The sequence below is a fragment of the Mycolicibacter longobardus genome (assembly GCF_002102265.1).
Lineage (GTDB): Bacteria > Actinomycetota > Actinomycetes > Mycobacteriales > Mycobacteriaceae > Mycobacterium > Mycobacterium longobardum.
The window spans coordinates 1-25,577 of sequence record NZ_LQPG01000020.1 but is presented as its reverse complement, the minus strand read 5'-3'; the positions used below and the strand labels follow the sequence as shown (position 1 = coordinate 25,577).

At 68.3% G+C, this 25,577-nt stretch carries 25 protein-coding genes; 10 read left to right on the top strand and 15 right to left on the bottom strand.

Annotation, left to right across the window (positions count from 1 at the left end; translation table 11 throughout):
- Window positions 1–51 precede the first annotated feature (51 nt).
- A complete protein-coding gene (locus AWC16_RS11870) occupies window positions 52–1,218 on the bottom strand; it encodes a CaiB/BaiF CoA transferase family protein (RefSeq protein ID WP_085264962.1) in 1,167 nt (388 codons plus the stop codon).
- Window positions 1,219–1,351: 133 nt separating this feature from the next.
- Here AWC16_RS11870 and AWC16_RS11865 point away from each other — a divergent pair, with 133 nt between their 5' ends.
- Genes AWC16_RS11865 through AWC16_RS11845 form a run of 5 tightly spaced genes read left to right on the top strand, consistent with a single transcriptional unit; the run spans window position 1,352 to window position 7,471 of the window.
- Window positions 1,352–2,953, top strand: coding sequence for an SMP-30/gluconolactonase/LRE family protein (locus AWC16_RS11865; RefSeq protein ID WP_085264961.1), 1,602 nt, complete (start codon window positions 1,352–1,354; stop codon window positions 2,951–2,953).
- The gene (locus AWC16_RS11860; RefSeq protein WP_085264960.1) at window positions 2,950–3,678 is read left to right on the top strand and encodes a GntR family transcriptional regulator; all 729 of its coding nucleotides are present in this window, start codon (window positions 2,950–2,952) and stop codon (window positions 3,676–3,678) included. Before AWC16_RS11865 ends, AWC16_RS11860 begins: the two co-directional genes overlap by 4 nt.
- Window positions 3,675–5,210 (top strand): AMP-binding protein, encoded by a 1,536-nt coding sequence (locus AWC16_RS11855; RefSeq protein WP_085264959.1) that lies wholly within the window; start codon window positions 3,675–3,677, stop codon window positions 5,208–5,210. Before AWC16_RS11860 ends, AWC16_RS11855 begins: the two co-directional genes overlap by 4 nt.
- 3 nt (window positions 5,211–5,213) lie before the next feature.
- Window positions 5,214–5,987: an SDR family NAD(P)-dependent oxidoreductase gene (locus AWC16_RS11850; RefSeq protein ID WP_085264958.1), complete on the top strand. Its 774-nt coding sequence runs from the start codon at window positions 5,214–5,216 to the stop codon at window positions 5,985–5,987.
- Window positions 5,984–7,471, top strand: a complete 1,488-nt coding sequence (locus tag AWC16_RS11845) for an AMP-binding protein (protein WP_085264957.1) — start codon at window positions 5,984–5,986, stop codon at window positions 7,469–7,471. Before AWC16_RS11850 ends, AWC16_RS11845 begins: the two co-directional genes overlap by 4 nt.
- Before the next feature lie 49 nt (window positions 7,472–7,520).
- Here AWC16_RS11845 and AWC16_RS11840 read toward each other — a convergent pair whose 3' ends face one another.
- Entirely contained in the window at window positions 7,521–8,303 is a 783-nt protein-coding gene (locus tag AWC16_RS11840; RefSeq protein WP_085264956.1) for an enoyl-CoA hydratase, read from the bottom strand.
- A gap of 198 nt (window positions 8,304–8,501) precedes the next feature.
- Here AWC16_RS11840 and AWC16_RS11835 point away from each other — a divergent pair, with 198 nt between their 5' ends.
- From AWC16_RS11835 to AWC16_RS11825, 3 genes are all read left to right on the top strand, one after another.
- Window positions 8,502–9,152 (top strand): TetR/AcrR family transcriptional regulator, encoded by a 651-nt coding sequence (locus tag AWC16_RS11835; protein ID WP_207572312.1) that lies wholly within the window; start codon window positions 8,502–8,504, stop codon window positions 9,150–9,152.
- Window positions 9,153–9,378: 226 nt separating this feature from the next.
- Window positions 9,379–9,795, top strand: a complete 417-nt coding sequence (locus AWC16_RS11830; RefSeq protein WP_085265041.1) for a Zn-ribbon domain-containing OB-fold protein — start codon at window positions 9,379–9,381, stop codon at window positions 9,793–9,795.
- A 13-nt stretch (window positions 9,796–9,808) separates the two neighbouring features.
- Window positions 9,809–10,963, top strand: coding sequence for a thiolase family protein (locus AWC16_RS11825; protein ID WP_085264954.1), 1,155 nt, complete (start codon window positions 9,809–9,811; stop codon window positions 10,961–10,963).
- Window positions 10,964–10,972: 9 nt separating this feature from the next.
- Here the strand turns inward: AWC16_RS11825 and AWC16_RS11820 are convergent, their stop codons facing one another.
- The 8 genes from AWC16_RS11820 to AWC16_RS11785 all read right to left on the bottom strand — a co-directional run bounded on the left by AWC16_RS11820 (window position 10,973) and on the right by AWC16_RS11785 (window position 18,769).
- Window positions 10,973–11,998: a CaiB/BaiF CoA transferase family protein gene (locus AWC16_RS11820; RefSeq protein WP_085264953.1), complete on the bottom strand. Its 1,026-nt coding sequence runs from the start codon at window positions 11,996–11,998 to the stop codon at window positions 10,973–10,975.
- On the bottom strand, window positions 11,999–12,952 hold the full coding sequence (locus AWC16_RS11815) for an LLM class F420-dependent oxidoreductase (protein ID WP_085264952.1): 954 nt from the start codon (window positions 12,950–12,952) through the stop codon (window positions 11,999–12,001).
- Between the two features lies 1 nt (window position 12,953).
- A complete protein-coding gene (locus AWC16_RS11810; RefSeq protein WP_085264951.1) occupies window positions 12,954–13,385 on the bottom strand; it encodes a cobalamin B12-binding domain-containing protein in 432 nt (143 codons plus the stop codon).
- Complete coding sequence (locus tag AWC16_RS11805; protein ID WP_085264950.1) at window positions 13,386–14,963, bottom strand: methylmalonyl-CoA mutase family protein; 1,578 nt, start codon at window positions 14,961–14,963, stop codon at window positions 13,386–13,388. It abuts the gene before it with no gap.
- A 70-nt stretch (window positions 14,964–15,033) separates the two neighbouring features.
- Window positions 15,034–15,888 carry an MlaE family ABC transporter permease gene (locus AWC16_RS11800; RefSeq protein WP_085264949.1) on the bottom strand — a complete coding sequence of 285 codons (855 nt, stop codon included), beginning with the start codon at window positions 15,886–15,888 and terminating at the stop codon, window positions 15,034–15,036.
- A 3-nt stretch (window positions 15,889–15,891) separates the two neighbouring features.
- Window positions 15,892–16,698 (bottom strand): MlaE family ABC transporter permease, encoded by an 807-nt coding sequence (locus tag AWC16_RS11795; protein ID WP_085264948.1) that lies wholly within the window; start codon window positions 16,696–16,698, stop codon window positions 15,892–15,894.
- Between the two features lie 147 nt (window positions 16,699–16,845).
- Window positions 16,846–17,679, bottom strand: coding sequence for an enoyl-CoA hydratase/isomerase family protein (locus tag AWC16_RS11790; protein ID WP_085264947.1), 834 nt, complete (start codon window positions 17,677–17,679; stop codon window positions 16,846–16,848).
- Entirely contained in the window at window positions 17,672–18,769 is a 1,098-nt protein-coding gene (locus tag AWC16_RS11785) for a phosphotransferase family protein (RefSeq protein ID WP_085264946.1), read from the bottom strand. Before AWC16_RS11785 ends, AWC16_RS11790 begins: the two co-directional genes overlap by 8 nt.
- An 85-nt stretch (window positions 18,770–18,854) precedes the next feature.
- On the opposite strand from AWC16_RS11785, the gene AWC16_RS11780 reads away from it, so the two are divergent.
- Window positions 18,855–20,351 (top strand): acyl-CoA carboxylase subunit beta, encoded by a 1,497-nt coding sequence (locus AWC16_RS11780; RefSeq protein WP_085264945.1) that lies wholly within the window; start codon window positions 18,855–18,857, stop codon window positions 20,349–20,351.
- Window positions 20,351–20,755 (top strand): lipocalin-like domain-containing protein, encoded by a 405-nt coding sequence (locus AWC16_RS11775; protein WP_085264944.1) that lies wholly within the window; start codon window positions 20,351–20,353, stop codon window positions 20,753–20,755. Before AWC16_RS11780 ends, AWC16_RS11775 begins: the two co-directional genes overlap by 1 nt.
- On the opposite strand, the gene AWC16_RS11770 is transcribed toward AWC16_RS11775, so the two are convergent.
- The 5 genes from AWC16_RS11770 to AWC16_RS11750 are packed head-to-tail and all read right to left on the bottom strand — an operon-like array spanning window position 20,742 to window position 25,442.
- The gene (locus AWC16_RS11770) at window positions 20,742–21,710 is read right to left on the bottom strand and encodes an NADPH:quinone oxidoreductase family protein (protein WP_085264943.1); all 969 of its coding nucleotides are present in this window, start codon (window positions 21,708–21,710) and stop codon (window positions 20,742–20,744) included. The two genes, AWC16_RS11775 and AWC16_RS11770, sit on opposite strands and share 14 nt — an antisense overlap.
- Window positions 21,710–22,315, bottom strand: coding sequence for a TetR/AcrR family transcriptional regulator (locus AWC16_RS11765; RefSeq protein ID WP_085264942.1), 606 nt, complete (start codon window positions 22,313–22,315; stop codon window positions 21,710–21,712). The genes AWC16_RS11770 and AWC16_RS11765 overlap by 1 nt, the downstream gene beginning before the upstream one ends.
- Window positions 22,312–23,610: an acyl-CoA dehydrogenase family protein gene (locus tag AWC16_RS11760; RefSeq protein WP_085264941.1), complete on the bottom strand. Its 1,299-nt coding sequence runs from the start codon at window positions 23,608–23,610 to the stop codon at window positions 22,312–22,314. Before AWC16_RS11760 ends, AWC16_RS11765 begins: the two co-directional genes overlap by 4 nt.
- Window positions 23,611–23,641: 31 nt before the next feature.
- The gene (locus AWC16_RS11755; RefSeq protein WP_085264940.1) at window positions 23,642–24,403 is read right to left on the bottom strand and encodes an SDR family NAD(P)-dependent oxidoreductase; all 762 of its coding nucleotides are present in this window, start codon (window positions 24,401–24,403) and stop codon (window positions 23,642–23,644) included.
- Window position 24,404: 1 nt separating this feature from the next.
- The gene (locus AWC16_RS11750; protein ID WP_085265040.1) at window positions 24,405–25,442 is read right to left on the bottom strand and encodes a phosphotransferase family protein; all 1,038 of its coding nucleotides are present in this window, start codon (window positions 25,440–25,442) and stop codon (window positions 24,405–24,407) included.
- Window positions 25,443–25,577: the final 135 nt, after the last annotated feature.

The following is a 25,577-nucleotide window of genomic DNA, read 5'->3' as shown; positions in this document are numbered from 1 at the left end:
CACTCCTCAGCATCGCTCCGCAAGCTCCGCTCTGCATCGTCGCCGGCGGGGTCATGCCGTTTCCTGATCGAGGCCGAGTTCGGCGAAGACCGCCGCGGTATGCGCGCCGAGTTCCGGTGCCGCGCCGGCGACCCGGCCCGGCGTCCGGGACAGCCAGGTGGGCACCCCGGGGAAGCGCACCGGGCCGTTCGGGGTGTCCACGGTCTCGAACAGGCCCACCGCGTTGAGGTGCGGATCGTCGAACAGCGCCCCGGGGGTGTTCAGCGGGGCGGCCGGTATCTCCAGCTCGTCGAAGAGCGCCAGCCACTGCGCGGTGGTGCGCTCCTTCATGGTCTGCGCCACCAGCCCGTAGATGGTGTCGATCTGACGGGCCCGCTGAGCCAGGGTGGCGTACTGCTCGCCGGCCCAGGGCGGCTGCACCGCGCCGATGAAGGCGTTCCAGTGCTTGTCGTTGTAGATCAGTGCGGCGATCTGCCCGTCGCTGGTCTCATACGGCCGCCGGTTGGGTGCCACCGTGCGCGGGTAGACCGCCGGGCCCAGCGGCGGGTCGAACATGGCGCCATTGGCGTGCTCGACGAGCATGAAAGATGCCATGGTCTCGAACATCGCCACTTCGACTTCCTGGCCCTGCCCGGTCCGTTCCCGGTGGAACAGCGCCATCATCGTGGCGTACAGGGCGGTCAGCCCGGCGATCTTGTCGGCCATGATGGTGCCCACGTAGTCGGCTCGCCCGGTGAGCTGCTGCTGCACCGCGGGCAGTCCGCACTCGGCCTGAATGGTGTCGTCATAGGCCGGGCGGTCGGCGGCCGGGCCGCGGCGGCCGTAGCCGTAGCAGTTGGTGTAGATGATCCCCGGGTTGATCGCGGCCACCTCGGGGTAGCCCAGGCCCAGCTTCGCGATCGCCTTGGCGCGCATCGAGTGGATGAACACATCGGCCCGGCCGATCAGCGCGGTCATCGCGGCCCGGTCGGTGGGCGTGCGCAGGTCCAGCACGATGCTGCGTTTGCCGCGGTTGACATTGACGAAGACCCCGCTCATGTCGGGCGCGGGACCCGCCGAGATGTAGCGGGTGGCATCGCCCTCGGGGGGCTCGACCTTGATGACGTCGGCACCCATGTCGGCCATGATCTGCGTGCAGTAGGGACCCATCACCATGGTCGTCAGATCGACCACGGTCACGCCGCTCAGCGGGCCGTCCCCAGCAACACCAGCCCTCATTTGTTCGGACAAAATACTCCGTTCTGCGCTCCGCAGAACACTATTCCGCAGCACTTATTCATGCGTCAAGGCCGGGAAGCGCACCTACGACACCTATTGTCTGGACTAACTGTGCTTGATAACGTCCGGAGTCATGAGTGATCCGCTCCCCCGTGACGGCCGCATGGACCCGACTGTGGCGCCGGGCTGGCGCCTCGAGCGAATCACCGAACCGAGTCGGCTGTTCGGAGCCAACGGCCTGCGGACCGGACCGGACGGCCGGGTCTACATCGCGCAGGTGACCGGCAGTCAGATCAGTGCGCTGGACGTGAGCACCGGCGAGCTGGCAGTCGTGAGCGCGCGCGGCGGCGACGTCGTCGCGCCCGACGACGTGGCATTCGACGCCGGCGGCACCCTGTATGCCACCGAGGTGATGGATGCTCGGGTCAGTGCGCTCGACGCCTCGGGGCGCAGCCGCGTGCTGCGCGACGACCTGCCCTGCGCCAACGGGATCACCGTGCACCAAGACCGGCTGTTCGTCGGCGAGTGCCGCGACGGCGGGCGCCTGATGGAGCTGGACCGGGCCACCGGCGCACAGCGCATCCTGGCCGAGAACCTGCCGTCGCCCAATGCCATGGAGGTGGGGCCCGACGGCCTGCTGTACTTCCCGGTGATGACCGCCAACGAGATCTGGCGGATCGACCCGTTCGCCAAAGATGCTGCGCCGCAACGGGTGGCCGGCGATCTGGGTGTGCCGGACTCGGTGAAGTTCGACCGCGACGGATGCATCGTCTCCACCCAGGCCGCCAGTGGCCAGGTCTTGCGCATCGACCCGCGCAACGGCGAGGCCACCGTGCTGGCACAGCTGCGTCCCGGACTGGACAACTGCACCTTCGTCGGCGACCGGTTGTTCGTGTCCAACTTCACCGGTGAGATCACCGAGATCGCCGGCGGGGGCGAGACGGCCACGGTGCTGCCGGGCGGGCTGAACTGGCCGCTGGATCTGACGGTGGATGACGGCGACACCCTCTACGTCGCCGACGGCACCTACTTCTACGCGGTCGGAGACGGCGGGCGCCTGGAAACCCTGGGAATGCTGTTCAGCCCCGGCTATCCGGGCTTTGTGCGGGGGGTCACCGCGGTCGGTCCCGGCGAGTTCGTCGTCGCCACCTCCGGTGGGCAGGTCAGCCGGTACCTACCGGCGCAGTCGTTCAGCGAGGTGCTCGCCGACGGTTTCGACCAGCTCTACGGGGTGGCGGTGGGACCCGCCGGTGTCGTGGTCAGCGAGTTCGGCACCGGACGGGTGCTGTGCCTACGCGCCGGTGGAGTCGAGGTGCTGGCTCGCGACCTGGCCGGCCCGGTCGGTATCACCATCAGCGACGACGGGACCTACCTGGTTGCCGAATCCGGGGCCGGGCGGGTGGTGCGCATCGGTGGATCCGGTGTTCAGACCGTGTTCGACGGATTGGTGCGGCCCCAGGGGATCCTGCTGGCCGACGGCCGGCTCTACGTCGTCGATGCCGGCGCCCGGCAGGTGCTGGAGATCGACCTCGACACCGGGACGCGGCACACCATCGCCGAAGGGCTGCCGATCGGACCGCCGCCCGGCGTGACGCCCAAGCCGCTGAAGGGCATGCCGCCGTTCTCCGGTCCGCAGGGACCGTTCGCCGGGATCGCGCGCGGCCGGGACGGCACCCTGTTCGTCTCGGCCGACGGGGACGGCAGTGTGCTGGCGCTGCGTCCGGTGCGACCGTGACCGACCACCGCTACCTGCGGGTCGCGCGGGAGCTGCGCAAGGAGATCGCCGACGGGGTGTATCCGATCGGCTCGCAGCTTCCCACCGAACACGAACTGTGCGAACGGTTCGCCGTCAGCCGCTACACGGTCCGCGAGGCGCTGCGCCGGCTGCGGGAGGACAACCTCGTGGTCTCCCGCCCCCGCGCGGGCACCGTGGTGATCCCCCGCGCCGCGACCAACTGCTACGCCCAGGACGTGGTGTCGATCGACGACCTGGTGGCGTTCGCGGCCGGTGCGGAGTTCGAGATCGACTCCAACGCCATGATCACCATCGACGACGACGTGAGCGCAAGCACCGGCCTGCCGGCGGGCACCGAATGGCTCGCGGTGCGCGGCAACCGCCGCGCGGAGGGTCAGGCCGCGCCGATCTGCCGAACCGAGTACTACATCAACCGGGACTTCGCGCGCGTCGGCCGGTTGTTGCAGCGGCACACCGGTCCGATCTTCCCGCTGATCGAGGACGTGTTCGGGGTCAGCATCGTCGAGGTGCGCCAGCACATCCGCGCGGTGATCATCACCCCCGAACTCGCGAGCGCGCTCGCCGTCGATCCCGGCACCGCCGGGCTGCAGATGCAACGCAGCTACACCACCTCCGAGGGCGAGGTCGCCCAGGTCACGGTGAACACCCATGCCGGCGACGACTATCGGTACTCGATGACACTGCACCGGGTGACGGGGTCGTGACGCTGGCCGACGCCTTGGCTGCGGCTGCCGCGCAGACGCCCGACCGTGTGCTGCTCATCGACGGCGACGCCCGGCTGACCTGCCGGGATCTGCACGCCCGGGCAACCGTTTTGGCCGGGGCGATGCTGGAGCGGATGCCCACGGGCAGTGTGGTGTCGTTCATGCTGCCGAACTGGCACGAGGCCGCCGTGGTCTACCTGGCCGCCACACTGTCTGGGATGGTGGTCAACCCGATCCTGCCGTCGCTGCGCGACGCGGAGCTGACGTTCATCCTCGCCGACTCCGGCACCCGAATGCTCTTCGCGCCGGAACGGTTCCGCGGCCATGACTATGCGGCGATGCTGACCCGGGTGGCGGGTTCGCTTGCCGATCCGCCGGAGACGGTGGTGGTGCGTGGCGATTCAGATGGCCACACCGCTTACCGGAGTTTGCTCGCCAATCCGCCCGCGACCGCACTGCCCACGCTCGATCCCGATGCGGTCCGGTTGCTGTTGTACACGTCGGGCACCACCGGTAGGGCCAAAGGCGTTCTACACAGTCATAATTCGGTCAACGCCCTGATTGCCCAGCTGGCCCGATATTGGCTGGTCGAACCCGGCGACCGGTTTCTGGTCCCGTCCCCGATCGCCCACATCGGTGGGTCCATCTATGCGTTCGAATGCCCGCTGCTGCTGGGCACCACCGCCGTGCTGGTGGACACCTGGAACCCGGATGCGGCGGTGGGCCTCATGCTCACCGAACGCTGCACCCACGTGGCGGGGGCGACACCGTTTCTGACCCAGCTGCTCGCCGCCGCCCGACGCGCCGACACCCGCCTGCCCGATCTCAAACTCTTCATCTGCGGCGGCGCCTCCGTCCCGGCAGCGTTGATCCGCGAGGCGGCTGGTTATTTTTGTGGCGCCACTGTCACCCGGGTTTACGGGTCCAGTGAGGTGCCGGTCACCACGGTCGGATCGATAGGAGCCCAAGAGCTTTCCCACGCCGCGGAGACCGACGGCCGGGCCGGGATCGCCGACATCAAGCTGGTAACCCGCTCGGGAGCGCCGTCGGGCGAGGGCGAGATCTACGTCCGCGGCCCGCAGATGCTGCTCGGTTATCGGCACCCCGAGGACGAGCGCGACTGCTTCGATACCGAAGGCTATTTCGCCACCGGCGATCTCGGCCGCTGGGTCGACGACGACTATCTGCTGGTCACCGGACGAATCAAAGACCTGATCATCCGCAACGGCGAGAACATCTCCGCGCGTGAGGTGGAGGACATCCTGCTCGAACATCCGCAGATCGCCGAGATCGCCGTGGTCGGAGTGCCCGATGCCCGCACCGGGGAGCGGGCCTGCGCGGTGATCGTGCCGGCCGGCGACACCGCTCCCGACGTCGCGGACCTGCGGGCGATACTGACTGCGCGGGGCGTCGCACTGTTCAAAGTCCCTGAACAGGTGATGATCTGGGATGAGCTGCCCAAGAACGACGCCGGCAAGGTCGTCAAGCAACAGATCCGGGCCGCGTTGTCCCGGGCGGAGGTAGGTGAGTAGATCATGCAGGTGGCGATCGTGACCGGCGCCAGCAGTGGAATCGGATTCGGCTGCGCGACAAAGCTCGCCGAGGCCGGGATGGCGGTGCTGGGGACCGGCCGCGACCAGGGGCGGCTGGCGGAGCTGGCGGCTGCGGTGGGAGACCCCGAGCGTATCGCCACCCTGGCCGTCGACCTGACTGCGGACGACGCACCGCAACAGATCCTCGACGCGGCCCTGTCCCGGTGGGGCCGGGTGGACTATCTGGTCAACAATGCCGGCGTCGGCAGTCCCAAGCCGCTGCACGAGACCGACGACGAAACCCTGGACCACGTCCTGAATCTGATGCTGCGGGCGCCTTTTCGGCTGGCCCGCGACGTGGTGCCGCACATGGGCCCGGGATCGGCGATCATCAACATCACCTCCACCTTCGCGCTGGTCGGCGGTCTGCGGGGCGGGGCGTATTCGGCCGCCAAGGGCGGGCTGACCGCGCTGACCACCCACATCGCCTGCCAGTACGGAGCCCAGGGCATCCGGTGCAATGCGGTGGCCCCCGGGGTCACCGTGACGCCCATGGTCGAACAACGCCTCACCGACCCACGGTTCCGCAAGATGAACTCCGAGATGACGCCCTATCCGCGACTAGGCGAGGTGGACGACGTCGCCAATACCGTCGTCTTCCTGTGTTCGGAGGCGGGCGCTTTCATCAACGGCCAGACCATCGTCGTCGACGGCGGCTGGAGCTCGACCAAATATCTCTCCGACTACGGGCTGGACTCCGACTGGGTGCAGCGGTGAACCTGTTCACGCTGCTGGACCAGGCCGCGGCCCGGTTCGGTGATCGTGGGGCGGTGTATCACGGTGAGCGCCTGGTGCACACCTGGAGCGAGTTGGCGCAGCGTGCACTGCGATTGGCGACGTCGCTGCGGCAGGTGGCAGGCCCCGGCGCGCGGATCGCGATCGCCAGTGAGAATCGGCCGGAGATCATCGAGCTGATGTTCGCCACCTGGGCCGCCGACTGCGTCGTCGTCCCGCTCAACTACAAACTGCATCCGCGGGAGATGGCCCAGATCATCGACGACGCCGGCGCGGTCCTGGTCTTCGCGTCCCCGGCACTGGCACCGGAGCTGGGCCGCGCGGTCGGTGTCGCCGTCGAGACCCTGGGCAGCGCAGCGTATCTGGAGCGATTTGACGCACCTCGCGCCGCTCTGCCGGATCCGGATCCGTCCCGGCTGGCGTGGCTGTTCTACACCAGCGGCACCACCGGACGCTCGAAGGGGGCGATGCTGACCCACCGCAACCTGATGGCAATGACGGTGGCGCATCTGGCCGACCTCGACGACCCCGACGCCGACTGCAGCCTGGTCCACGCAGCCCCGATGTCGCACGGTTCGGGCCTCTACATCGCCCCCTACGTGCTGCGCGGCGCCCGGCAGGTGGTGCCGGCCTCGGGTTCGTTCGACGCCCACGAATTCCTCGACCTGTGCGGGCATCATCCGGGCGCCACCGCCTTTCTGGCGCCGACGATGATCGCGCGCCTGGTGGCCACCGGCCGTGAACGCCCCGCCAACCTGCGCACCATCGTCTACGGCGGGGGCCCGATGTACCTCGGAGACCTCAAGCGTGCGATGGCCGCGTTCGGGCCGGTGTTCGCCCAGCTCTACGGCCAGGGTGAGGCGCCGATGACGATCACCGGCCTGCGCCGCGCCGACCACGGCGGCCACGTCGACCAGGACGCGATCCTGGGATCGGTGGGCTGGCCGCGCTCCGGTGTCGAGGTCGCCGTGCTGCGCGACGACGGGACCCGGGCGCCGGTCGGTGAGGTGGGCGAGATCGTCTGCCGCGGCGACGTCGTCATGGCCGGCTACTGGAACAACCCGGAGGCCACGGCGGAGGCCCTCCGGGACGGTTGGCTGTTCACCGGCGACAAGGGTTCGTTCGACAGCCGCGGGTTTCTGACCCTGCGGGACCGCTCGAAGGACGTGGTGATCAGCGGTGGCAGCAACATCTATCCGCGCGAAGTCGAGGAGGCGCTGTTGAGCCATCCCGGGGTGAGCGAGGCGGCGGTGGTGGGAACCCCCGACCCCGAGTGGGGCGAGATCGTGGTCGCCTTCGTCGTGGGCGACACGGCCGCCGCCGAGCTCGACAGCCACCTGCTGGAACGCATCGCCCGGTTCAAGCGACCGAAACGCTACGAGTTCGTCGACGCGCTGCCCAAGAACAGCGACGGCAAAGTGCTCAAACGCGAACTGCGTGCAACGTTGGCCGCGGGATCGCGCTGAGGCAGCAAGAGTTCGAGTGGGCCCCTGCGTGGTTCCAATCTCGCGGTGACTACTTGACTTGAGATTTCATCTCGTCCAGGTTGACCAGGACCGGCCACCCGCACACCGACAGCGCATTGCCGTGACCGGTTTCGTGGATGTCGAACGCGGACTGGATCGCCGAGTGGAAGCCCTGCACATCGAGGGTCTGGTTGACCGCGCGCTTGGCCTGCCGCAGCGCGAACGACGGCATGGTCGCGATGTGCTCGGCGAGCTGGCGGGTCTCGGAGTCCAGCGCGTCACGGGGAACCACCCGGTTGACCATGCCGGTCTGCTCGGCCTCCTGCGCCGTCATCGCGCGGCCGGTGAACAGGATCTCCTTGGCCTTGCGCGGTCCCAATTCCCAGGTGTGCCCGTGGTATTCGACACCGCCGATACCCATCAGCACGACCGGGTCGGAGAACTGGGCGTCGTCGGCGGCGATGATCAGATCGCACGGCCAGCACAACATCAGCCCACCGGAGATGCACCGGCCCTGCACCGCGGCGATCGACGGCTTGGGCACGTTGCGCCACCGCAGCGTGTACTCCAGGTAGCGCTTGCATTCGTGCTTGTAGATGAACTCCAGGGTGATCTTGTCCGGGACCGGGCCGCCGCCCTTGAGATCGTGGCCGGCCGAGAAGTGTTTGCCGTTGGCCCGCAGCACGATGACGGCGACGTCATCGTCGTCGGCCGCGCGAGTCCAGGCCGCGTCGAGTTCGTCGAGCAGCTCGGGGTTCTGGGCGTTGGCGGCCTCGGGCCGGTTCAGCGTGATCGTCGCGATCCGGTCGGCGACCTCGTAATCGATGTACATGGACGTCCTTAATCAGTCGCGGCGTGCGTGACTCTTCCCGGCTGCGCCGACAGCTTGCGAGAATAGCCTTCTCATTGGAAGAAAGTTACCATCTTCTCAATTGGGACGGCAGCGCCGCGATGGCCGACATCGATCCCGGGCGATTCTCCGGTAGGGTGCATTCGTGTTCTCCCAAAATGGCAACCGTCGGAGCCGCTGGTGAGTAACCCGGAAGAAGAGCCCGTCTGGAAGCAGCGGGCGGTCGAGCGGTCGATCAAGACCGCACGGTTGCGGGCCGCCCAGCGCGTTCAGCGATTCCTGGATGCAGCCCAAGCCATCATCATCGAAAAGGGCAGCACCGACTTCACCGTCCAAGAGGTCGTCGAGCGCTCCAGACAGTCACTGCGCAGTTTCTACCTGCAGTTCAACGGCAAGCACGAGTTGCTGCTGGCCCTGTTCGAGGATGCGTTGGTTCGCACCTCCGACCAGATCCGCGCAGCCACGCAAGACCAGGCCCAACCGCTGGAGCGGTTGAAAGTCGCCATCGAGCTGCTCTTCGAGCTGTCCCGGCCGGACCCGTCGGCCAAGCGCCCGCTGTTCACCGACTTCGCGCCGCGCCTGCTGGTTTCGCACCCGACGGAGGTCCGGGTCGCGTTCACTCCGCTGTTGGGGCTGCTCACCGAGTTGATGGAGGCCGCCGACGAGGCCGGCGAACTGCGCCCGGGCGTCAACGCCAGGCGCATGGCGGCGATGGTCATGCAGACCGTCATGTTCGTCGCGCAGTCCAGCGCCGAATCCGACGATCCGGCTGCCCACCCGATCACCGCCGACGAGCTCTGGGACTTCTGCGCCCACGGCCTCGCCAAGTAGCAGCCCCCATTCCGCGCGAGCTGGGGGCACCTCCCGCTTGCGGGGGAGCGTGTTTGCACACGACACGCCGCGAAGAATTGACATTCTGCGCACCCTCGCGCGCCCGGCACTCCCACCGCACACCCCGGACGGCTCCTCCAGGCTTCCCTAGTAGTACGCACGTATGCTCTAATCGAGAATGTGATTTCCACACTGTGTGCGCCCGCTCATGGGGTCGGTGTCGCCGATGCGTAGAGCCCTTGCTCCCGACGTCACCAATTGGCCCGATGAGAACCCGGCCCTGATCGGCAGCCGGTGCGCCGACTGCGACGCGACGGTATGGCCCCGGCAGGACCACTGCCCGCGGTGCAGCGGTCCGCAGATGCGCGATCTGCTGCTGCCCCGCCAGGGCACGTTGACGGCCTGGACCACCCAGGGCTTCGTCCCGAAGCTGCCCTACGCCGGCGGCGAGACCGCCGAGGGCTTCGCCCCGTTCGGGGTCGGACTGATCCGGCTCGGCGACGTGGTCCAGGTGGAGGCCCGCCTGACCGAATCCGATCCCGCCAAGCTGAAGTTCGGCATGGACGTCGAGCTGACCATGGTGCCGTTCTACGTCGAGGACGACGGGACCGAGATTCTCACCTGGGCATTCCAGCCCGTCTAAGGAGACCTGGAAAATGACGGTAGCGAACCACGATGTGGCGATCATCGGCGTCGGACTGCACCCCTTCGGCCGCTTCGACAAATCCGCGATGCAGATGGGCGCCGAGGCCATCCACCTGGCCCTGGCCGACGCCGGGGCGCAGTGGCGCGACATCCAGTTCGGGGTCGGCGGCAGCTACGAGATCTCCAACCCCGACGCGGTGACGCGGCTGGTCGGGCTCACCGGCATCCCGTTCACCAACGTGTTCAATGCCTGCGCCACCGCAGCCACCGCCACCCAGGTCTGCGCCGACAACATCCGGTCCGGCAAGTACGAGATCGGCATTGCGATCGGGATGGACAAGCACCCCCGCGGTGCGTTCACCGACGACCCGGCCAAGCTGGCGCTGCCGGCCTGGTACGCCGAGAACGGGCAGTTCGTCACCACCAAGTTCTTCGGCATGAAGGCCAACCGGTACCTGCATGACCACGGCATCTCGCAGCGGACGCTGGCCAAGGTCGCCGCCAAGAACTTCCGCAACGGTGCGTTGAACCCCAATGCATTTCGGCGCAAGCCGATGTCCGAGGATGCCATCCTCGACTCGCCCGCGCTCAACTACCCGCTCACCCAGTACATGTTCTGCGCACCCGACGAAGGTGCCGCCGCGGTGGTCATGTGCCGGGCCGACATCGCCCACCGCTTCAGCGGTAAGCCCGTCTACCTGCAGGCCACCGAGATCCGCACCCGCCGCTACGGCGCCTACGAGGTGCACGCGACCTCCGCCCCGATCGAGGAGGACGTGGCGCCCACGGTCTACGCGGCCCGCGCCGCCTTCGAAAAGGCCGGCGTGGCACCCGAGGACGTCGACGTGGTGCAGCTGCAGGACACCGACGCCGGCGCCGAGGTCATCCACATGGCCGAGTGCGGTTTCTGTGCCGACGGCGACCAGGAGAAACTGCTGGCCGACGGGGCGACCGAGATCTCCGGGTCGCTGCCGGTCAACACCGACGGCGGGCTGATCGCCAACGGCGAACCGATCGGCGCCTCCGGCCTGCGCCAGCTGCACGAGCTGGTGCTGCAGCTCCGCGGCCAGGCCGGTGACCGCCAGGTGCCGGGTGGTCCAAAGGTGGGGTTCGCTCAGGTCTACGGCGCGCCGGGTACCGCATCGGCGACCATCGTCACGGTCTGAGTCGGCGGGCTAGTCGTCGAGTGTCGGCGGCGGCCGGTAGGCGGGTTGATATCCGGCGATCCGGATCGGGCTGCCCACCAGGCGGAAATCCCCTGCCGTGACAACCATTTCGGGGTGCTCCTTGAGCGCTTCGGGCAGGGTGCGCACGGCGGCCGCCGGGATGCCCAGCGGACGCAGCCGCCGTTCCCAGCCGGCAGCGGTGTCGCCGGCCAGCGCAGAGGTGACCACCGCGAGCACCTCGTCACGGCGAGCGGAACGCTCGGCCATCGTCGCGAAGCCATCCAAACCGGCTTCGGTGGCGAACGACTTCCAGAACCCGTCATGGGTGACGAACAGCGCCAGGTATCCCTCGGAGGTCGGGAAGAGCTGCGCCGGAACGTAATAGGAATGCGCTCCATGCGGATACCGCTGGGGTTCCACACCGTCGTTGAGATAGGCCGACGCACGGTAGTTCAGCTGGGACAGCATCACGTCGAGCAGCGACACCTCCACTTGGCCGCCACGCCCGCTGACGATCTGGGCCAAAAGCCCCAGTGCCGCGGTCATCCCGGTGGAGTTGTCCGCCGACGAGTAGCCCGGCAACGTCGGCGGGCCGTCCGGGTCGCCGGTCATCGCCGCGATCCCGGCGGCCGCCTGGATCACGTAGTCGAAGGCCGGCTCGTCGCCGCCGTCCAGCCCGAACCCGGTCAGCGCGACGCAGACGATCGCCTCATTGTGTCGCCGCAGCGCCTCGTAGGTGAGCCCGAGCCGGTGGATCACCGACGGCTTCATATTCACCAGCAGCGCATGGGATTCCGCGACCAGCTCGCCCAGCTTGGCCTGCCCGGACTCCGTCGCCAGATCCAGCCGGATGCTGCTCTTGTTGCGGTTGAGGCTGGCGAAGTAACTCGGCCCCACCTGACGCGAGATCTCACCGCCCGGCGGTTCGATCTTGATGACCTCGGCGCCGAGATCGGCCAGCAGCATGGTGGCGTACGGGCCGGCCAGCATCACTCCCACTTCGAGAATGCGGATCCCCGAAAGCGGTCCGCTCACTTAAATCTCCTTGGCGAGCTCGGCGATCACCTCGCGGGTGCGGTACTTGGAGGCCACCAGCTCATCGCGGGTGTCGCCGATCGGCAGCAGCCGCACCGACAGGTCGGTCACGCCGGCGTCGGCGAACTGGCGGAATCGCTTGAGGATTGATTCCTCATCACCGGCCGCGCACAGGTCGCCGACATCCCGGGCCGAACCGCGGTCGAGCAGCCGCTGGTAGTTGGGCGAGGTCTCGGCCTCGGCCAGGATCCGGTTGGCGCGCTCCTTGGCGGACTCGATCTCGGAGTTGGCGCACAGGGTGACCGGAATACCGGCGACGATGCGCGGCGCGGGTTTGCCCGCTTCCGCCGCCGCCTTGTTGATCTTCGGCGCGATGTGCTCGGCGATCGCCTTCTCGTCGGCCATCCACAACGACGTGCCGTCGGCGTGCTCACCGGCGATCTGCAACATCACCGGGCCCAGCGCGGCCACCAGCACCGGCATTTTGGTCTCGGCCCCGAGGACGGTCGGGTTGTGCACGGTGAAGTGGTCGTTCTCGACGTCAACGGGTCCCGGGCCGGCGATGGCGGCGTTGAGCACCTGCAGGTAGTCCCGGGTGTAGGCGGCCGGCTTGTCGTAGGGCAGGCCCAGCATGTCCCGGATGATCCAGTGGTGCGACGGCCCCACGCCCAGCGCCAGTCGGCCACCGGAAACGGCGTGCACCGAAAGCGCTTGGCGGGCAAGAGCGATCGGGTGCTGGGCCTGCAACGGCACCACGGCGGTGCCGAGTTCGATCCGGGTGCTGTGCGAGGCCATCAGCGCCACCATGGTCAACAGGTCGAAGTCGTCGGGGACCTGTGGCATCCACGCGGTGGACAGGCCGGCCGTGTCGGCCCATTCGATGTCGGAGATCAGTTTCTTGACCTTGCGCGCCATGTCGCCGCGCTCGGCCCCGATCATCACGCCCAGGCGCATGTCAGCGTGCCTCCGCCTTCTCGACCACCTGCCGGACCCCGCTGACCAGATCGTCCAGGGAGGTTCCGGTGGGAAAGACCGCGGCAGCACCGGCCTCCAGCAGTTTGGGCACGTCACCCTGCGGGATGGTGCCACCAACCACCACGGCAATGTCGCCGCCGTCGGCGGCGCGCAGCGCCTCCACGATCCGGCCGGTCAATGCGACGTGCGCACCGGACAGGATGCTTAAGCCCACCACCGCCACGTCCTCCTGCAGCGCGGTGGAGACGATGTCTTCGACCCGTTGCCGGATGCCGGTGTAGATCACCTCGTATCCGGCGTCACGCAGGGTGCGCGCCACGATCTTGGCGCCGCGATCGTGGCCGTCCAGCCCGGGCTTGGCGACCAGGACGCGCACCGGGCCGGGCACGGAGGAATTGAGCGGAGAAGTCATCTAATACACCACCGGTTGCTGGAACTCGCCCCAGACGTTCTTGAGCGCCGAGACCATCTCGCCCACCGTGCAGTAGGCGTTGGCGCAGTCGATCAGGGGATGCATCAGGTTGGCGTCGCCCTCGGCGGCGCGCGACAGGGCCGCGAGCTTGGCGGCGACGTCGTCGGCGTTGCGTTCCGCCTTGACCCGCGCCAGCCGCTTCAGCTGGACGTCGCGGCCCTCGGCATCCAGTTCGTAGGTCGCGATCTCCGGCGGGGGCTCGTCGCTGGTGAACTTGTTGACGCCGACGACCGGCCTGCTGCCCGACTCGATCTCGTGGTGGATCTTGAACGCCTCGTCGGCGATCAGGCCCTGCAGGTAGCCGTCTTCTATGGCGCGGACCATTCCGCCGTGGTTCTCCAGGTCCGCCATGATCTCGATGATGCGCTCCTCGGTGGCATCGGTGAGGGCCTCGACGAAATAGGACCCGCCCAGCGGATCGGCCACCCGGGTCACCCCGGTCTCGTACGCCAGGATCTGCTGGGTGCGCAGCGCCAGGGTCGCGGATTCCTCACTGGGCAGCGCGAACGGCTCATCCCAGGCCGCGGTGAACATCGACTGGACACCGCCGAGCACCGCCGCCATCGCTTCGTAGGCCACCCGCACCAGGTTGTTCTGCGCCTGCGGCGCGAACAACGACGCACCGCCGGCCACACAGCCGAACCGGAACATCGACGCCTTGTCGCTGGAGGCCCCGTAGCGTTCCCGCACGATGGTGGCCCACCGGCGCCGGCCGGCCCGGTACTTGGCGACCTCCTCGAAGAAGTCGCCGTGGGTGTAGAAGAAGAACGAGACCTGCGGGGCGAACTTCTCGATGCTCATCCGGCCGCGTTCCACGACGGTGTCGCAGTAGGTCACGCCGTCGGCGAGCGTGAACGCCATCTCCTGGACGGCGTTGGCGCCGGCGTCGCGGAAATGCGCACCGGCCACCGAGATCGCGTTGAACCGGGGCACTTCGGCGGCGCAGAACTCGATGGTGTCGGCGATCAGCCGCAGCGACGGCTCGGGCGGCCAGATCCAGGTGCCGCGCGACGCGTACTCCTTGAGGATGTCGTTCTGGATGGTGCCGGTGAGCTTGGCCCGCGGCACACCCTGGCGCTCGGCGGCCGCGACGTAGAAGGCCAGCAGGATGGCGGCGGTCCCGTTGATGGTGAAGCTGGTGCTGATCTTGTCCAACGGGATGGAGTCGAACAGGATCTCGGCGTCGGCAAGGGTGTCCACCGCCACCCCGACCCGGCCGACCTCCTCACCGACCTCGGGATCGTCGGAGTCGTACCCGCACTGGGTCGGCAGATCTAGGGCCACCGACAGCCCGGTCCCGCCCTGGCTCAGCAGGTACTGGTAGCGACGGTTGGACTCCTCGGCGGTGCCGAAGCCGGAGTACTGACGAAACGTCCACAACCGGCCGCGGTACCCGGATTCGAAGTTTCCGCGGGTGAACGGGTACGTCCCGGGCGCCGGCGGCTCCTCGCGGCGGTCGTCCGGGCCGTACACCGGTTTTAGCGGGATCCCTGAGGATGTCTGCACTGGGTCGCTCATCGATGGATACGGTACTTCCAAAAAATGAGAATGCCAATACCACCGCTGCGACGTGCGCGAATACGCCCGGCTACCCGGCCAGGTTGAAATTGCCGCTGGCCCCGTAGACCGACAGCGACACCAGCAGCGTCACCGAGACCACGACCACCAGCGAGGTCCGCACCGCATTGCCCACCGCGACCCCCACCCCGGCCGGGCCGCCGGCGGCGAAATAGCCGAAATAGGTATGGATCAACAAGATGGTGATCGCCATCAGGAAGGCCTGAAGGAACGACCACAGCAGGTCGATGGGGTTCAGGAACGTGCGGAAATAGTGGTCGTAGAGGCCGGCCGACTGCCCGAACAGGAAGACCGTGGTGAATCGGCTGGCGACGAACGACAGGATCACCGCGATGGCGTACAGCGGAGTGATCGCCACCAGTCCGGCGACGATGCGGGTGCTGACCAGATAGGCGATCGGACGGATGGCCATCGATTCCAGCGCGTCGATCTCCTCGTTGATCCGCATCGCGCCCAGCTGCGCCGTCACGCCGGCGCCGAAGGTGGCCGCCAGTCCGATACCGGCGACCACCGGAGCCGAGATCCGCACGTTGATGAATGCGGCCAGGAACCCGGTCAGTGCCTCGATGCCGATGTTGCCCAGCGAGCTGTACCCCTGCACCGCCAGCGTGCCGCCGGCCGCCAGGGTCAGGAAGCCGACGATCACCACGGTGCCGCCGATCATGGCCAGCGTCCCGGTGCCCATGCTGATCTCGGCGATCAGCCGAACGACCTCGCGGCGGTAATGCGTGAACGCGAACGGCGCCGTGGCGATCGCCCTGCCGTAGAACAGGGTGTGGTCACCGATGCGGCCCAGCGCCGCGATCGGTCGCCGGAGCTGTCGGGTGACACCGGGATAGACGGCCGAAAGGGCACGAAGCGCCACGGCTCAGCGCGCCGTCATCTTGATGCCGATCGCGGTGACCACCACGTTGACCACGAACAGGGACATGAAGGCGTAGACCACGGTCTCGTTCACCGCATTGCCGACGGCTTTGGCGCCCCCGCCGGAGATCGTCAGGCCCCGGTAGCAGGCGACCATTCCGGCGATCAGGCCGAACAGCGCCGCCTTGACGCAGGAGATCACCAGCTCGGGAACTCCGGTCAGCAGCGTGATCCCCGCGGCGAACGCACCCGGGTTGACGTCCTGCACGAAGACCGAGAAGACGTAGCCGCCGAGGATGCCGATGATCACCACCAGGCTGTTGAGCAGCAGGGCCACCAGCCCGGCGGCCAGCATCCGCGGTGTCACCAGCCGCTGCACCGGGTTGATGCCCAAGACCTCCATGGCGTCGATCTCTTCGCGGATCGTGCGGGATCCCAGGTCGGCGCACATCGCGGTGGCGCCGGCTCCGGCAACGATCAACACGGTCACCATCGGCCCGACCTGGGTGACCGCGCCGAAGGCCGCACCGGCCCCGGACAGGTCTGCGGCGCCGAGCTCACGCAGCAGAATGTTCAGGATGAAGCTGACCAGGACCGTGAAGGGAATGGCCACCAGCAGGGTGGGCGCCAGCGAGACACGGGCGACGAACCAGGACTGCTCCAGGAACTCCCGGGCCTGAAACGGCCGCCGGAACAAGAACCGCACGGCGTCCACCGACATCGTGAAGAGCCCGCCGATCGCCTCCATGGGACCGGCCAGGCGCACCATCGCCGCGCCGGGGGACCAGCGGATCATGTCCTTCATCCCCATAGCCACAGGCCCCTCCGGATACTCCCGACACAGCGCGAGTGGATCCTATCCGATTAGTGGATACTGCGATAGCTGCTTCTGATTTCTATGCACACTGATTCTCATCTGACGCAAATATCCCAGCTCGGGCGGTTTTCGCGTGCTTCGCTACAGCCGGCCATCGGTCCTTAGCTCGGGATGCACCCAGTCGGGTGACCTGCGTTCCTTGAACGCGCGAAAACCCTCGACGGCCTCCGGCGCGCCCAGGCTGGCGTTCATCCCGATCCGGTCGAACAGGCCGAGGTAGGAATCCAGGCTCGCCTTGACCACCCCGCGCGCCGCCGGCGCCGTCCGGCAGCACTGCGCCAGGACCTCGCGTGCGGCGCCGGCCAGCTCGTCGTGCGGGACGACACGTGCCACCATGCCCCAGTCCAGCGCTTCCTGCGCCCCGAACGTGCGTCCGGTGAACATCAGGTCGCGGGTTCGGACCGGCCCGATCACCCGGGCCAGCATCTGGCTGTAGTAGGTGTCGGCGATGCCGCGGAACAGCTCGGGCACCCGAAACGTCGCCCGGTCGCTGACCACGGCGATATCGCTGCACAGCGTGATCTGCAACCCGCCGCCCTGACACAGCCCGTTGACCGCGGAAACGATCGGCTTGGCCGACGTGCGCAGGGTGTCGAACGGGGTGATGTCCATGCCCAGCGCCGCGCCGAACGTGAGCCAGTCCTCCGCCCCGCCGCCGCCCATGTCGCCGCCCGGTGCGAACACGTCGCCGGTACCGGTGATCACCAGCCCGGCCAGATCTGGATCCTGATTGACCCGGCCCACCGCGTAACGCAGGCCGAAGTACATGGCGGGCGTCATCGCGTTGCGGGCCTCGGGGCGATCCAGGGTGCACACCGCGATCGGCCCCTCCCGCCGGAACGACAGATAGGGCGTTCCGAGCCAGTCTCCCTCGGGCGGCCCCGACGGGGACTGCGCCTGCGATTGATCACCCATGCAACCCGGCCTCCTCTTGCACCAACTCCAGCGTGCCCAGGTCGCGGATGGCCTGACACCCACGCCGCAACATCGTGACGAACATGTCGTCGCCACGGTCGGTGTCGGTCGCGAACACCAACCCCAGCGCGCAGATCAGCGGCACTTGCAGCGCGCCGAACCGATAGTCCTGCCAACAGGTTTCCCGGTCATAACCGGTGACACCGTGGCCCAGCAGTGCGGAGTGATAGTCGGTGACCAGGTCGGCTTCGATCTCTTTGCGCAGTTCGGGTGCCAGGCTGGTGCCGGTGAAGAACGCCAGGTCCCGGGTCGGCAGGCCGACGCCGAGTGTCTGCCAGTCCACCACCCAGATCTGATTGTTGTCGGGACTGAACAGCATGTTGTCCAGCCGGTAGTCGCCGTGGATCAGCGCGAACCGGCCGCGCGGCGCCGACACCCACGGGGTGATGAGGTCCAGTGCGGCCGTCAACGTCGCGCAGTCGGTGTCGCCGAGTTGGGCGCCGAGCCGCTCCACGCATGTTGCGGCGCACATCCGGGCGATGTCACCCATCCCCTTGGCGCCGGCCTCGTCCAACTGGGTCATCGCCAGACCGGAGAACGTCAACCAGCGCTCGTCGCACCAGGTCGGCGCGTGCAGCCCGGCCAGCGCGGTCACCGCCAGCCGGGCCTGCCGCTCGCCGCAACCCGCGATCTGATCACCCTGCACCGCGGGCGCCCGGTCGGAGAGCAGCAGCGCGTACTCGGTTGCGTCGTCGGTGATTTCGCAGTGGAAGCACTGCGGTATCGGTATCTTGACGCCGTCGGCGACAGCGGAGTAGAACGCGCACTCACTGCGGTAGCCCAGCACGACGCGATCGCGGACGGCGTCGTCGCCGGCCGGCAGTTTGATCACGAAGCTGCCCGGCAGGCCAGCCGGGTTGTCGGCATACTCGGCAGACACCCGGTAGGTGGCTCCGGTCTGACCGGTGCCGACCGGAACGACGTCCACCGAGGTCACCTCGACCGGTTCGCCCCGGGCGCTCAATACGGCCGACAGCCACTCGCTGGTCACGTCGTGCGGATGGCGCGGTATCGACGCCCGCGCGCTCACCGGGCATGCTCCCGCGCGCTTCCAGCCACGCCGCGAGACGTTACAGTAAGAGTTTCAGTATGGTCAACGAAAGAGGACGCCGCAGATGACGAACGCCCAGGACTGGCAGGAGACGCTGGAGGATCTGAACCGGCGGCGTCAGCACACGCGGGCCATGGGCGGGCCCGAGCGGGTCGCCAAACATCGCGGAAAGGGCAAACTCGACGCACGCGCCCGGGTCAGGCACCTGTTGGACCCGGGCACCTTCCGCGAACTAGGCACCATGGTCGGTGGCGAGATCGCCGCCGACGGGATCGTCGTCGGCTCCGGTCTGATCAACGGATCCCCGGTGATGGTGGGCGCCGAGGATTTCACCACGCTGGCGGGCAGCATCGGACCCGGCGGCAACGCCAAGCGCTACCGGATCGCGGAACTGGCGCTGCGCGACAGGATCCCGTTGGTGATGCTGCTGGAGGGCGCCGGATTCCGGCCCACCGGTGAGCATTACGGGCGCACCCCGACCGACCTGCTGGTCCAGGCGCAGTGCTCGGGTAAGGTGCCGACCGTCGCCGCGGTGCTCGGTCCCTCGGCGGGGCACGGCGCCCTGGTGGCGCCGGTCTGTGACTTCCGGATCATGAGCCCGCACGGCGCGATCTTCACCGCCGGTCCCCCGGTGGTCAAAGAGTCGACGGGCGAAGACATCGCCAAGGAAGACCTGGGCGGCCCCGAGGTCGCGCTGAACAGCGGTGTCATCCACAACTTCGGCGCCGACGACGAAGCGGTGCTCGACGACATCCGCCGGTATCTGTCCTACTTCCCGTCCAGCGCCTGGTCCTACCCGTCGGCCCTGCCCGCCGACCCGGCCGCGGGGTCGCGGCCCACTGCCGAGCTGCTCGACATCGTGTCGCGGGACAACCGGCGCGTCTACGACATGCGTTCGGTACTCGATGTCGTCTTCGACCGGCCCGACTGGTTCGAAGTGCAGCCGCGGTTCGGCCGGGCGATCATCTGCGCACTGGCCCACCTGGGTGGCCATCCGGTGGCGGTGGTGGCCAATCAGCCGCAGGTGCTGGCCGGTTCGATCGACACCGACGCCGCGGACAAGGCGGCGCACTTCATCATGGTGGCCGATTCGTTCCACCTGCCGATCGTGTTCCTGGCCGACAATCCCGGCATGCTGCCCGGCAGCCGTTCCGAGCGCAGCGGCGTGCTGCGGGCCGGCGCCCGGATGTTCGCGGCCCAGACCGCGGCCACCACCTTGAAACTGCACCTGACGCTGCGCAAGGCCTACGGCTTCGGTTCCATGGTGATGTCGCTGCTCGGGTTCGACGCCCAGGTGGCGACGTTCGCCTACCCGGGAGCGACAATGGGCGCCATGAGTGCGGCGGCGTTGAGCGCGGCCTCACATGCCGGGGAGGATCTGGCCGCCAAGCTGCGGGAAACCGAGTTGCGGGCCTCCTACCACTCCGCGCAACAGCTCGGCTTCGACGAGCTCATCGACCCCCGGGAGACCCGCGATGCGCTGGTGTGCGCGCTGCAGCGCGGGCTGCGCAGCCGCCAGGCCGCCGCCGAGCCGGTCCAGCGCACCGTCATCATGCCCTGATGAGCACACTGCGCGAAGCGCTCCTGGGCGGCTGGGAACTGTCCTCGTTCAGTTCCCGCGACGTCGACACCGGCACGGTCTCGCATCCGTTGGGCACCGCGCCGCGCGGTCTGATTCTCTACACCGGCGACGGGTACATGTCCGCGCAACTGACCGGGAGCGCCGACTCGGCGGTGCCTGACAAGAAGTCACCCGGCTATATCGCCTACGGCGGCCGGTTCCAGGTCGATGAGGACACCGCGACCGTGCACCACGAGGTGACGGTGTCGATGCTGCCGGAGCTGTTCGCGGGGCCGCAGTTGCGGCAGGCCCGCGTCGACGGCGACCGACTCACCCTGTCGGCGACGACCACCAATGACGGTGTGACGAGCCACAACACATTGGTGTGGGTCAGACGTCGATGATGACCTTGCCGATCGCTTTGCGGTCGGCGACGTAGCGCAGCGCCGCTGCGGTGTCGGCGAGCGGGAAGCGCGCCCCGATGTAGGGGCTGACCCGGCCGTCGGCGAACAATTGCTGCAGTTCGGCGAGGTCGCGGTCGTTCTCTTCCGGGTAGTCGGTGGCGAACGTGCGGATCTCCATGCCCTGCACCGTGATGCCCTTGAGCATCACCAGGTTCAGTGGGATCGCCGGAATCGAGCCGGCGGCGTAGCCGAGGGTGACGAAGCGACCGCCGCGGGCCAGGCTGCGCAGCGCCGGCTCGGCGTAGGGGCCGCCGACCGGGTCGAGCACCGCCTGTGCACCGTCGCCGGTGATCTCGCGGATCCGCGCCTTGAGGTCTTCCCGGTCGTAGTCCACCGTCGCGGCCGCGCCGCGCTGCCGGCACACCTCCAGCTTCTCCGGGCTGGACGCGGCGGCAAGCACTTTCGCACCCATCGCCACCGCCAGGTCGACCGCGGCCAGCCCGACACCCCCTGCCGCACCCAGCACCACGACCCAATCGCCTTCTGCCACTTGGGCAACCGAGCGCAGCGCGTGGTACGCGGTGCGGTAGGTGACGCCGAATCCGGCCGCGGCGGCGTAGTCGACCCCGTCGGGAATCGCGGTCACCGCTGCGGCGGGCACCAGCGCCTGCTCGGCGAAGCCGCCCACGAAGGACGTGCCGACCACCCGGTCGCCGGGGGTGAACGGTACGCCGTCACCGACCGCGATCACGTCACCGGCCAACTCGCTGCCGGGTGTGAACGGCGTCGGGATCTTCAGCTGATACTTGCCGTCGATCAGCAGCACGTCGGGAAAGTTGACCGCCGCGGCCCGCACCCGGACCACCATCGTCCCGGGCCCCGCCGTCGGATCCGGCAGCTCTTGGAGAACCAGATCTTCCGGCGGCCCGTAGCGCTGGCAGACGATCGCGCGCATCAGGCCACCCCCAGTCCGCGAAGGCAGAACGCCACCAGATGGTCGATGTCTGCCCGCTTCGGCCGCCGGCCGGTGTTGAGGTAGCCACGCATGGTCGACACGGTAGCGCCAAAGACCAGATCGGCGTCGCGGGCGTCGCCGCCGAGCGCAGTGACCGGTTCGGTGAGCAGATCGCGCAGCGGCGCCAGGATGTCGTCGTCGGAGAGCCGCCGGTCGGCGCTGACCGCCAACTGGGTGCTGGCGGCCCGGCTCAGGCTCAGCAGGTGCGGTTCGGACAGCTGCGCCAGGGCGCCGCGAATCCAGCGCGCCACCTTGGCTTCCGGGGTGGTCTCCTTGGCCAGCTGATGTTCCAGGTAGGACACCACGATTCCCACACCGCGCTCCATCACCGCCAGGATCACGTCGTCCTTGCCGGCGAAGTAGCGGTAGAACGCCTTGTTGGACGATCCGGCTTCCGCGACGATGTCTGACACCCGGGGCGGATCGGGTGCGGTTCGCTCCAGCACCGTCGCCGCGGCCGTCAGGATCCGCTCCACCTCGGCGGTGGCCTCCCGCTGCCGGTCGTCGAGCGCGCGGTGCACCGCGGCGGCGACACGTGTGGTCACGGCACCGCCGGAATCCGGTCCACCCGGTCGCCGTACTTCGCCCGGGCGGCCTCGATGCGGTTGTCCAGGAATTCGCTGGGCCACTCCGGGTCCTCGGCGTCGTAGCCCTTGAGCAACAGCTTGGCCAGGTTCACTTTGTGCGCCTCGGTGGGGCCGTCGGCCAGGCCGAGTGCCACCCCGCCCAACAGGACGCCTGCCAGCGGCAGTTGTTCGGTCAGGCCCATCGCGCCGTGCACCTGGATTGCGCGCAGTCCGATCGACTTGAGCACCTGCGATGCCAGGATCTTGCAGACTCCGATCTCGGCGCGCGCCGCCTTCTCATCGCCGGTGTCGATCAGCCATGCGGCGTGCAGCACCGTCAGCCGGAACGGGATGAGTTCGGCATAGGAGTCAGCGATGAATGCCTGCACCAGCTGTTTGTCGGCCAACGAACTGCCTTGGGTGAAGCGGCTTTTGGCGCGCCGGGCCATCATGTCGATAGCGCGCTGCGCCACCCCGATCGAGCGCATGGCGTGATGCAGCCGACCACCGGCGAGCCGGCTCTGCAGGATCAGGAAGCCCTGGCCCGGCTCCCCCAGGATCGCATCGGCCGGGACCCGCACGTCCTCATAGCGCACCAGCGAATGCCCGGCCTCATGCGGATGGGAGCCCACCAGGTGGTGGGTGGCTTCGATGACCAGCCCGGGGGTGCCGGCCGGAATCAGGAACGTCGATGCCCCGCGGTGCACCGGAACATCCGGGTCGGTGATCGCCACCACGATGAAGAACGACGCCACCGAAGCGTTGGAGGAGAAGTACTTTCGCCCGGTGATCACCCAGTCGTCTCCGTCACGGACCGCTCTGGTGGTGAACACCCGCGGGTCGGCGCCGCCCTGCGGTTCGGTCATCGAGAAGCAGGAGAAGATCTCCCCGGACAGCAGGCCGGCCAGATACCGGTCCCTCTGTTCCTGGGTGCCGAAGCGGGCCAGGATCTCGGCGTTGCCGGTGTCGGGGGCCTGGGTGCCGAACACGATCGGCGCCCAGCTGGACCGGCCCAGGATCTCGTTGATCAGGGTCAGTTTGACCGCCCCGAAGCCCTGGCCGCCCAGTTCGGGGCCCAGATGCGGGGCCCACAAGCCCTGTTCGCGCACCCGGTCCTTGAGCGGGTCGACGATCCGGCGGCGTTCCTCGGTCAGCGGCAGGTATTCGCAGCCGGGGAACAGCACCTCCAGGGGTTCCACCTCCTCGTGCACGAACGCCCGGATCCAGTCCAGCTTCGCCTCGAACTCCGGTTCGGTGGAGAAATCCCAAGCCATCTTTCGCTCCTCTCGCGGTGGATCAGGTTCGCTATCTCGGTCCGCCGTCGGCCCGCACAATGGAGCCGGTGGTGAAGCTGGAGGCATCCGACATCAAAAACAGTGCGGCGCCGACGATCTCCGGAGGATTTCCGGCGCGCTGCAACGCGTGGTCGGCGAAGGGGTTGGCGGTGTCCCCGAAATCCCACGCATGCGAGATGTCGGTCAGAAACGGGCCGGGCATCAAGGTGTTGACCCGTACCGTCGGGCCGAACGCCTGGGCCAGCGCCTCGGTCATGACGTTGAGTCCGGCCTTGGACGCCGCGTAGGGGATGAACGACGGGTGCGGGCGCAGCGAGCCGTGGGTGGACACGTTGATGATCGACCCCCGGCCGGCGGCCACCATCCGCTCACCGATCAACGCCGACAACCGAAACGGGCCCTTGAGGTTGAGGTTGACCACCGCGTCGAACATCTTCTCGGTGACGTCGGTCTGCCTGCCATAGACCGGTGACATGCCGGCGTTGTTCACCAGCACATCCACGCGGCCGAACCGCTGGTATGCCGCCTCGACCAGACCGTCGAGCTGGTCCCAACGCCCCACGTGCACCGCGTACGGCATGGCGGCGCGTCCCGTCTCGGCCTCGATCTGCGCGGCGGTGGCCTGGCACGCGTCGAGCTTGCGGCTGGCGATCAGCACATCGGCGCCGCACCGGGCGGCCGCCAGGGCCATCTCGCGGCCCAGTCCGCGGCTGCCGCCGGTGATCAGCACCACCCGGTCGGTCAGGTCGAACAGGGTGTCCGCATAGCCCACGTCAGGCTCCCTTCGACGTGCGGGCCAGGTCGGCTGCCGCGGCGATCAACTGCGGGATCATCGGCCCCATGGCGGCGGCGATCTTCGGGTCCACCCGGTCACCGGTGACCGAGGCGGCGTAGGTCTTCTCCAGCACGATCCCGAGCTTCCAGTTGGCCAGCACCAGGTAGTAGTCGATGTTCTCGGTGGACAGCCCGCTCACCCGCTCATAATGATCCAGTAGTTCACTGCGGGTGGGCATGCCGGCCAGGTCGGCGTAATAGCCTTGGGTGCGCGGGTTTTCGCCGTCGTAGCCGAGCAGCGCCCAGGCCAGGTCCAGCAGCGGGTCGCCGATGGTGGTCATCTCCCAGTCGATGATCGCGACCAGTTTCGCCGGGGCCCCGTGGGCATACATCACGTTGGCGAACTGGTAGTCGCCGTGCATGATGCCGGGCGTGTAGTGGTCAGGCCGGTTGCGGCGCAGCCAGTCCGCGGCCTCGTCCAGGCCCGGAAGCTCGCGCACCCGGTAGCTGTCCAGGAACGCCAGCCAGCGGTCCACCTGGCGTTCGTGGAATCCGTCCGGGCGCCCGAACCCTTCGAGCCCGCGGGCCCGCCAATCCACCCGGCCGAGGCGGGCTGCGCCGTCGACCAGCTCGAAGGCCAGCCCGCGCCGGGCGGTCAGGTCGGTGTCGAACGGTGCCGGCCAGGCGTTTCCGGTGGAGTTCCAGCCGTCCACCTCGGCCATCACGTAGAACGGTGCGCCGAGCAGATCGCCGGTGTCGTCGGCGGCGATCAACTCCGCGTGCGGGACGTCGGTGCCCGACAGCGCCCGCACCAGGCGGATCTCGCGCCGCAGTCCGTCGATGCGGGCGGTATCAGCCCGAGCGCCCGGCATCCGCAGCACCATCGTCGCGTCGCCCCGGCGCAGCCGGTAGAGGGTGTTCTGTGAGCCGCCGGTCAGCGGTTCCAGTACCGGCTCGCCGTCCCCGGGTGCGCCGTTGGCGTCGAGCCACCGGCCCAACGCGGCTTCGTCAAGCCCTGATCCCTGCGCACCAGCCATCGCCTGCACCTCGCAATCTCCAAACGGAGAATAGCGTTCTCCGCCCCTCGGCGCGAGTATTGCTCCTATGTCAAGCAGCGGCGGCGTGGGGTGTGTGGTGTCGTGACTTCTCGTCGGTGTGGAGGCGGTTGTAGA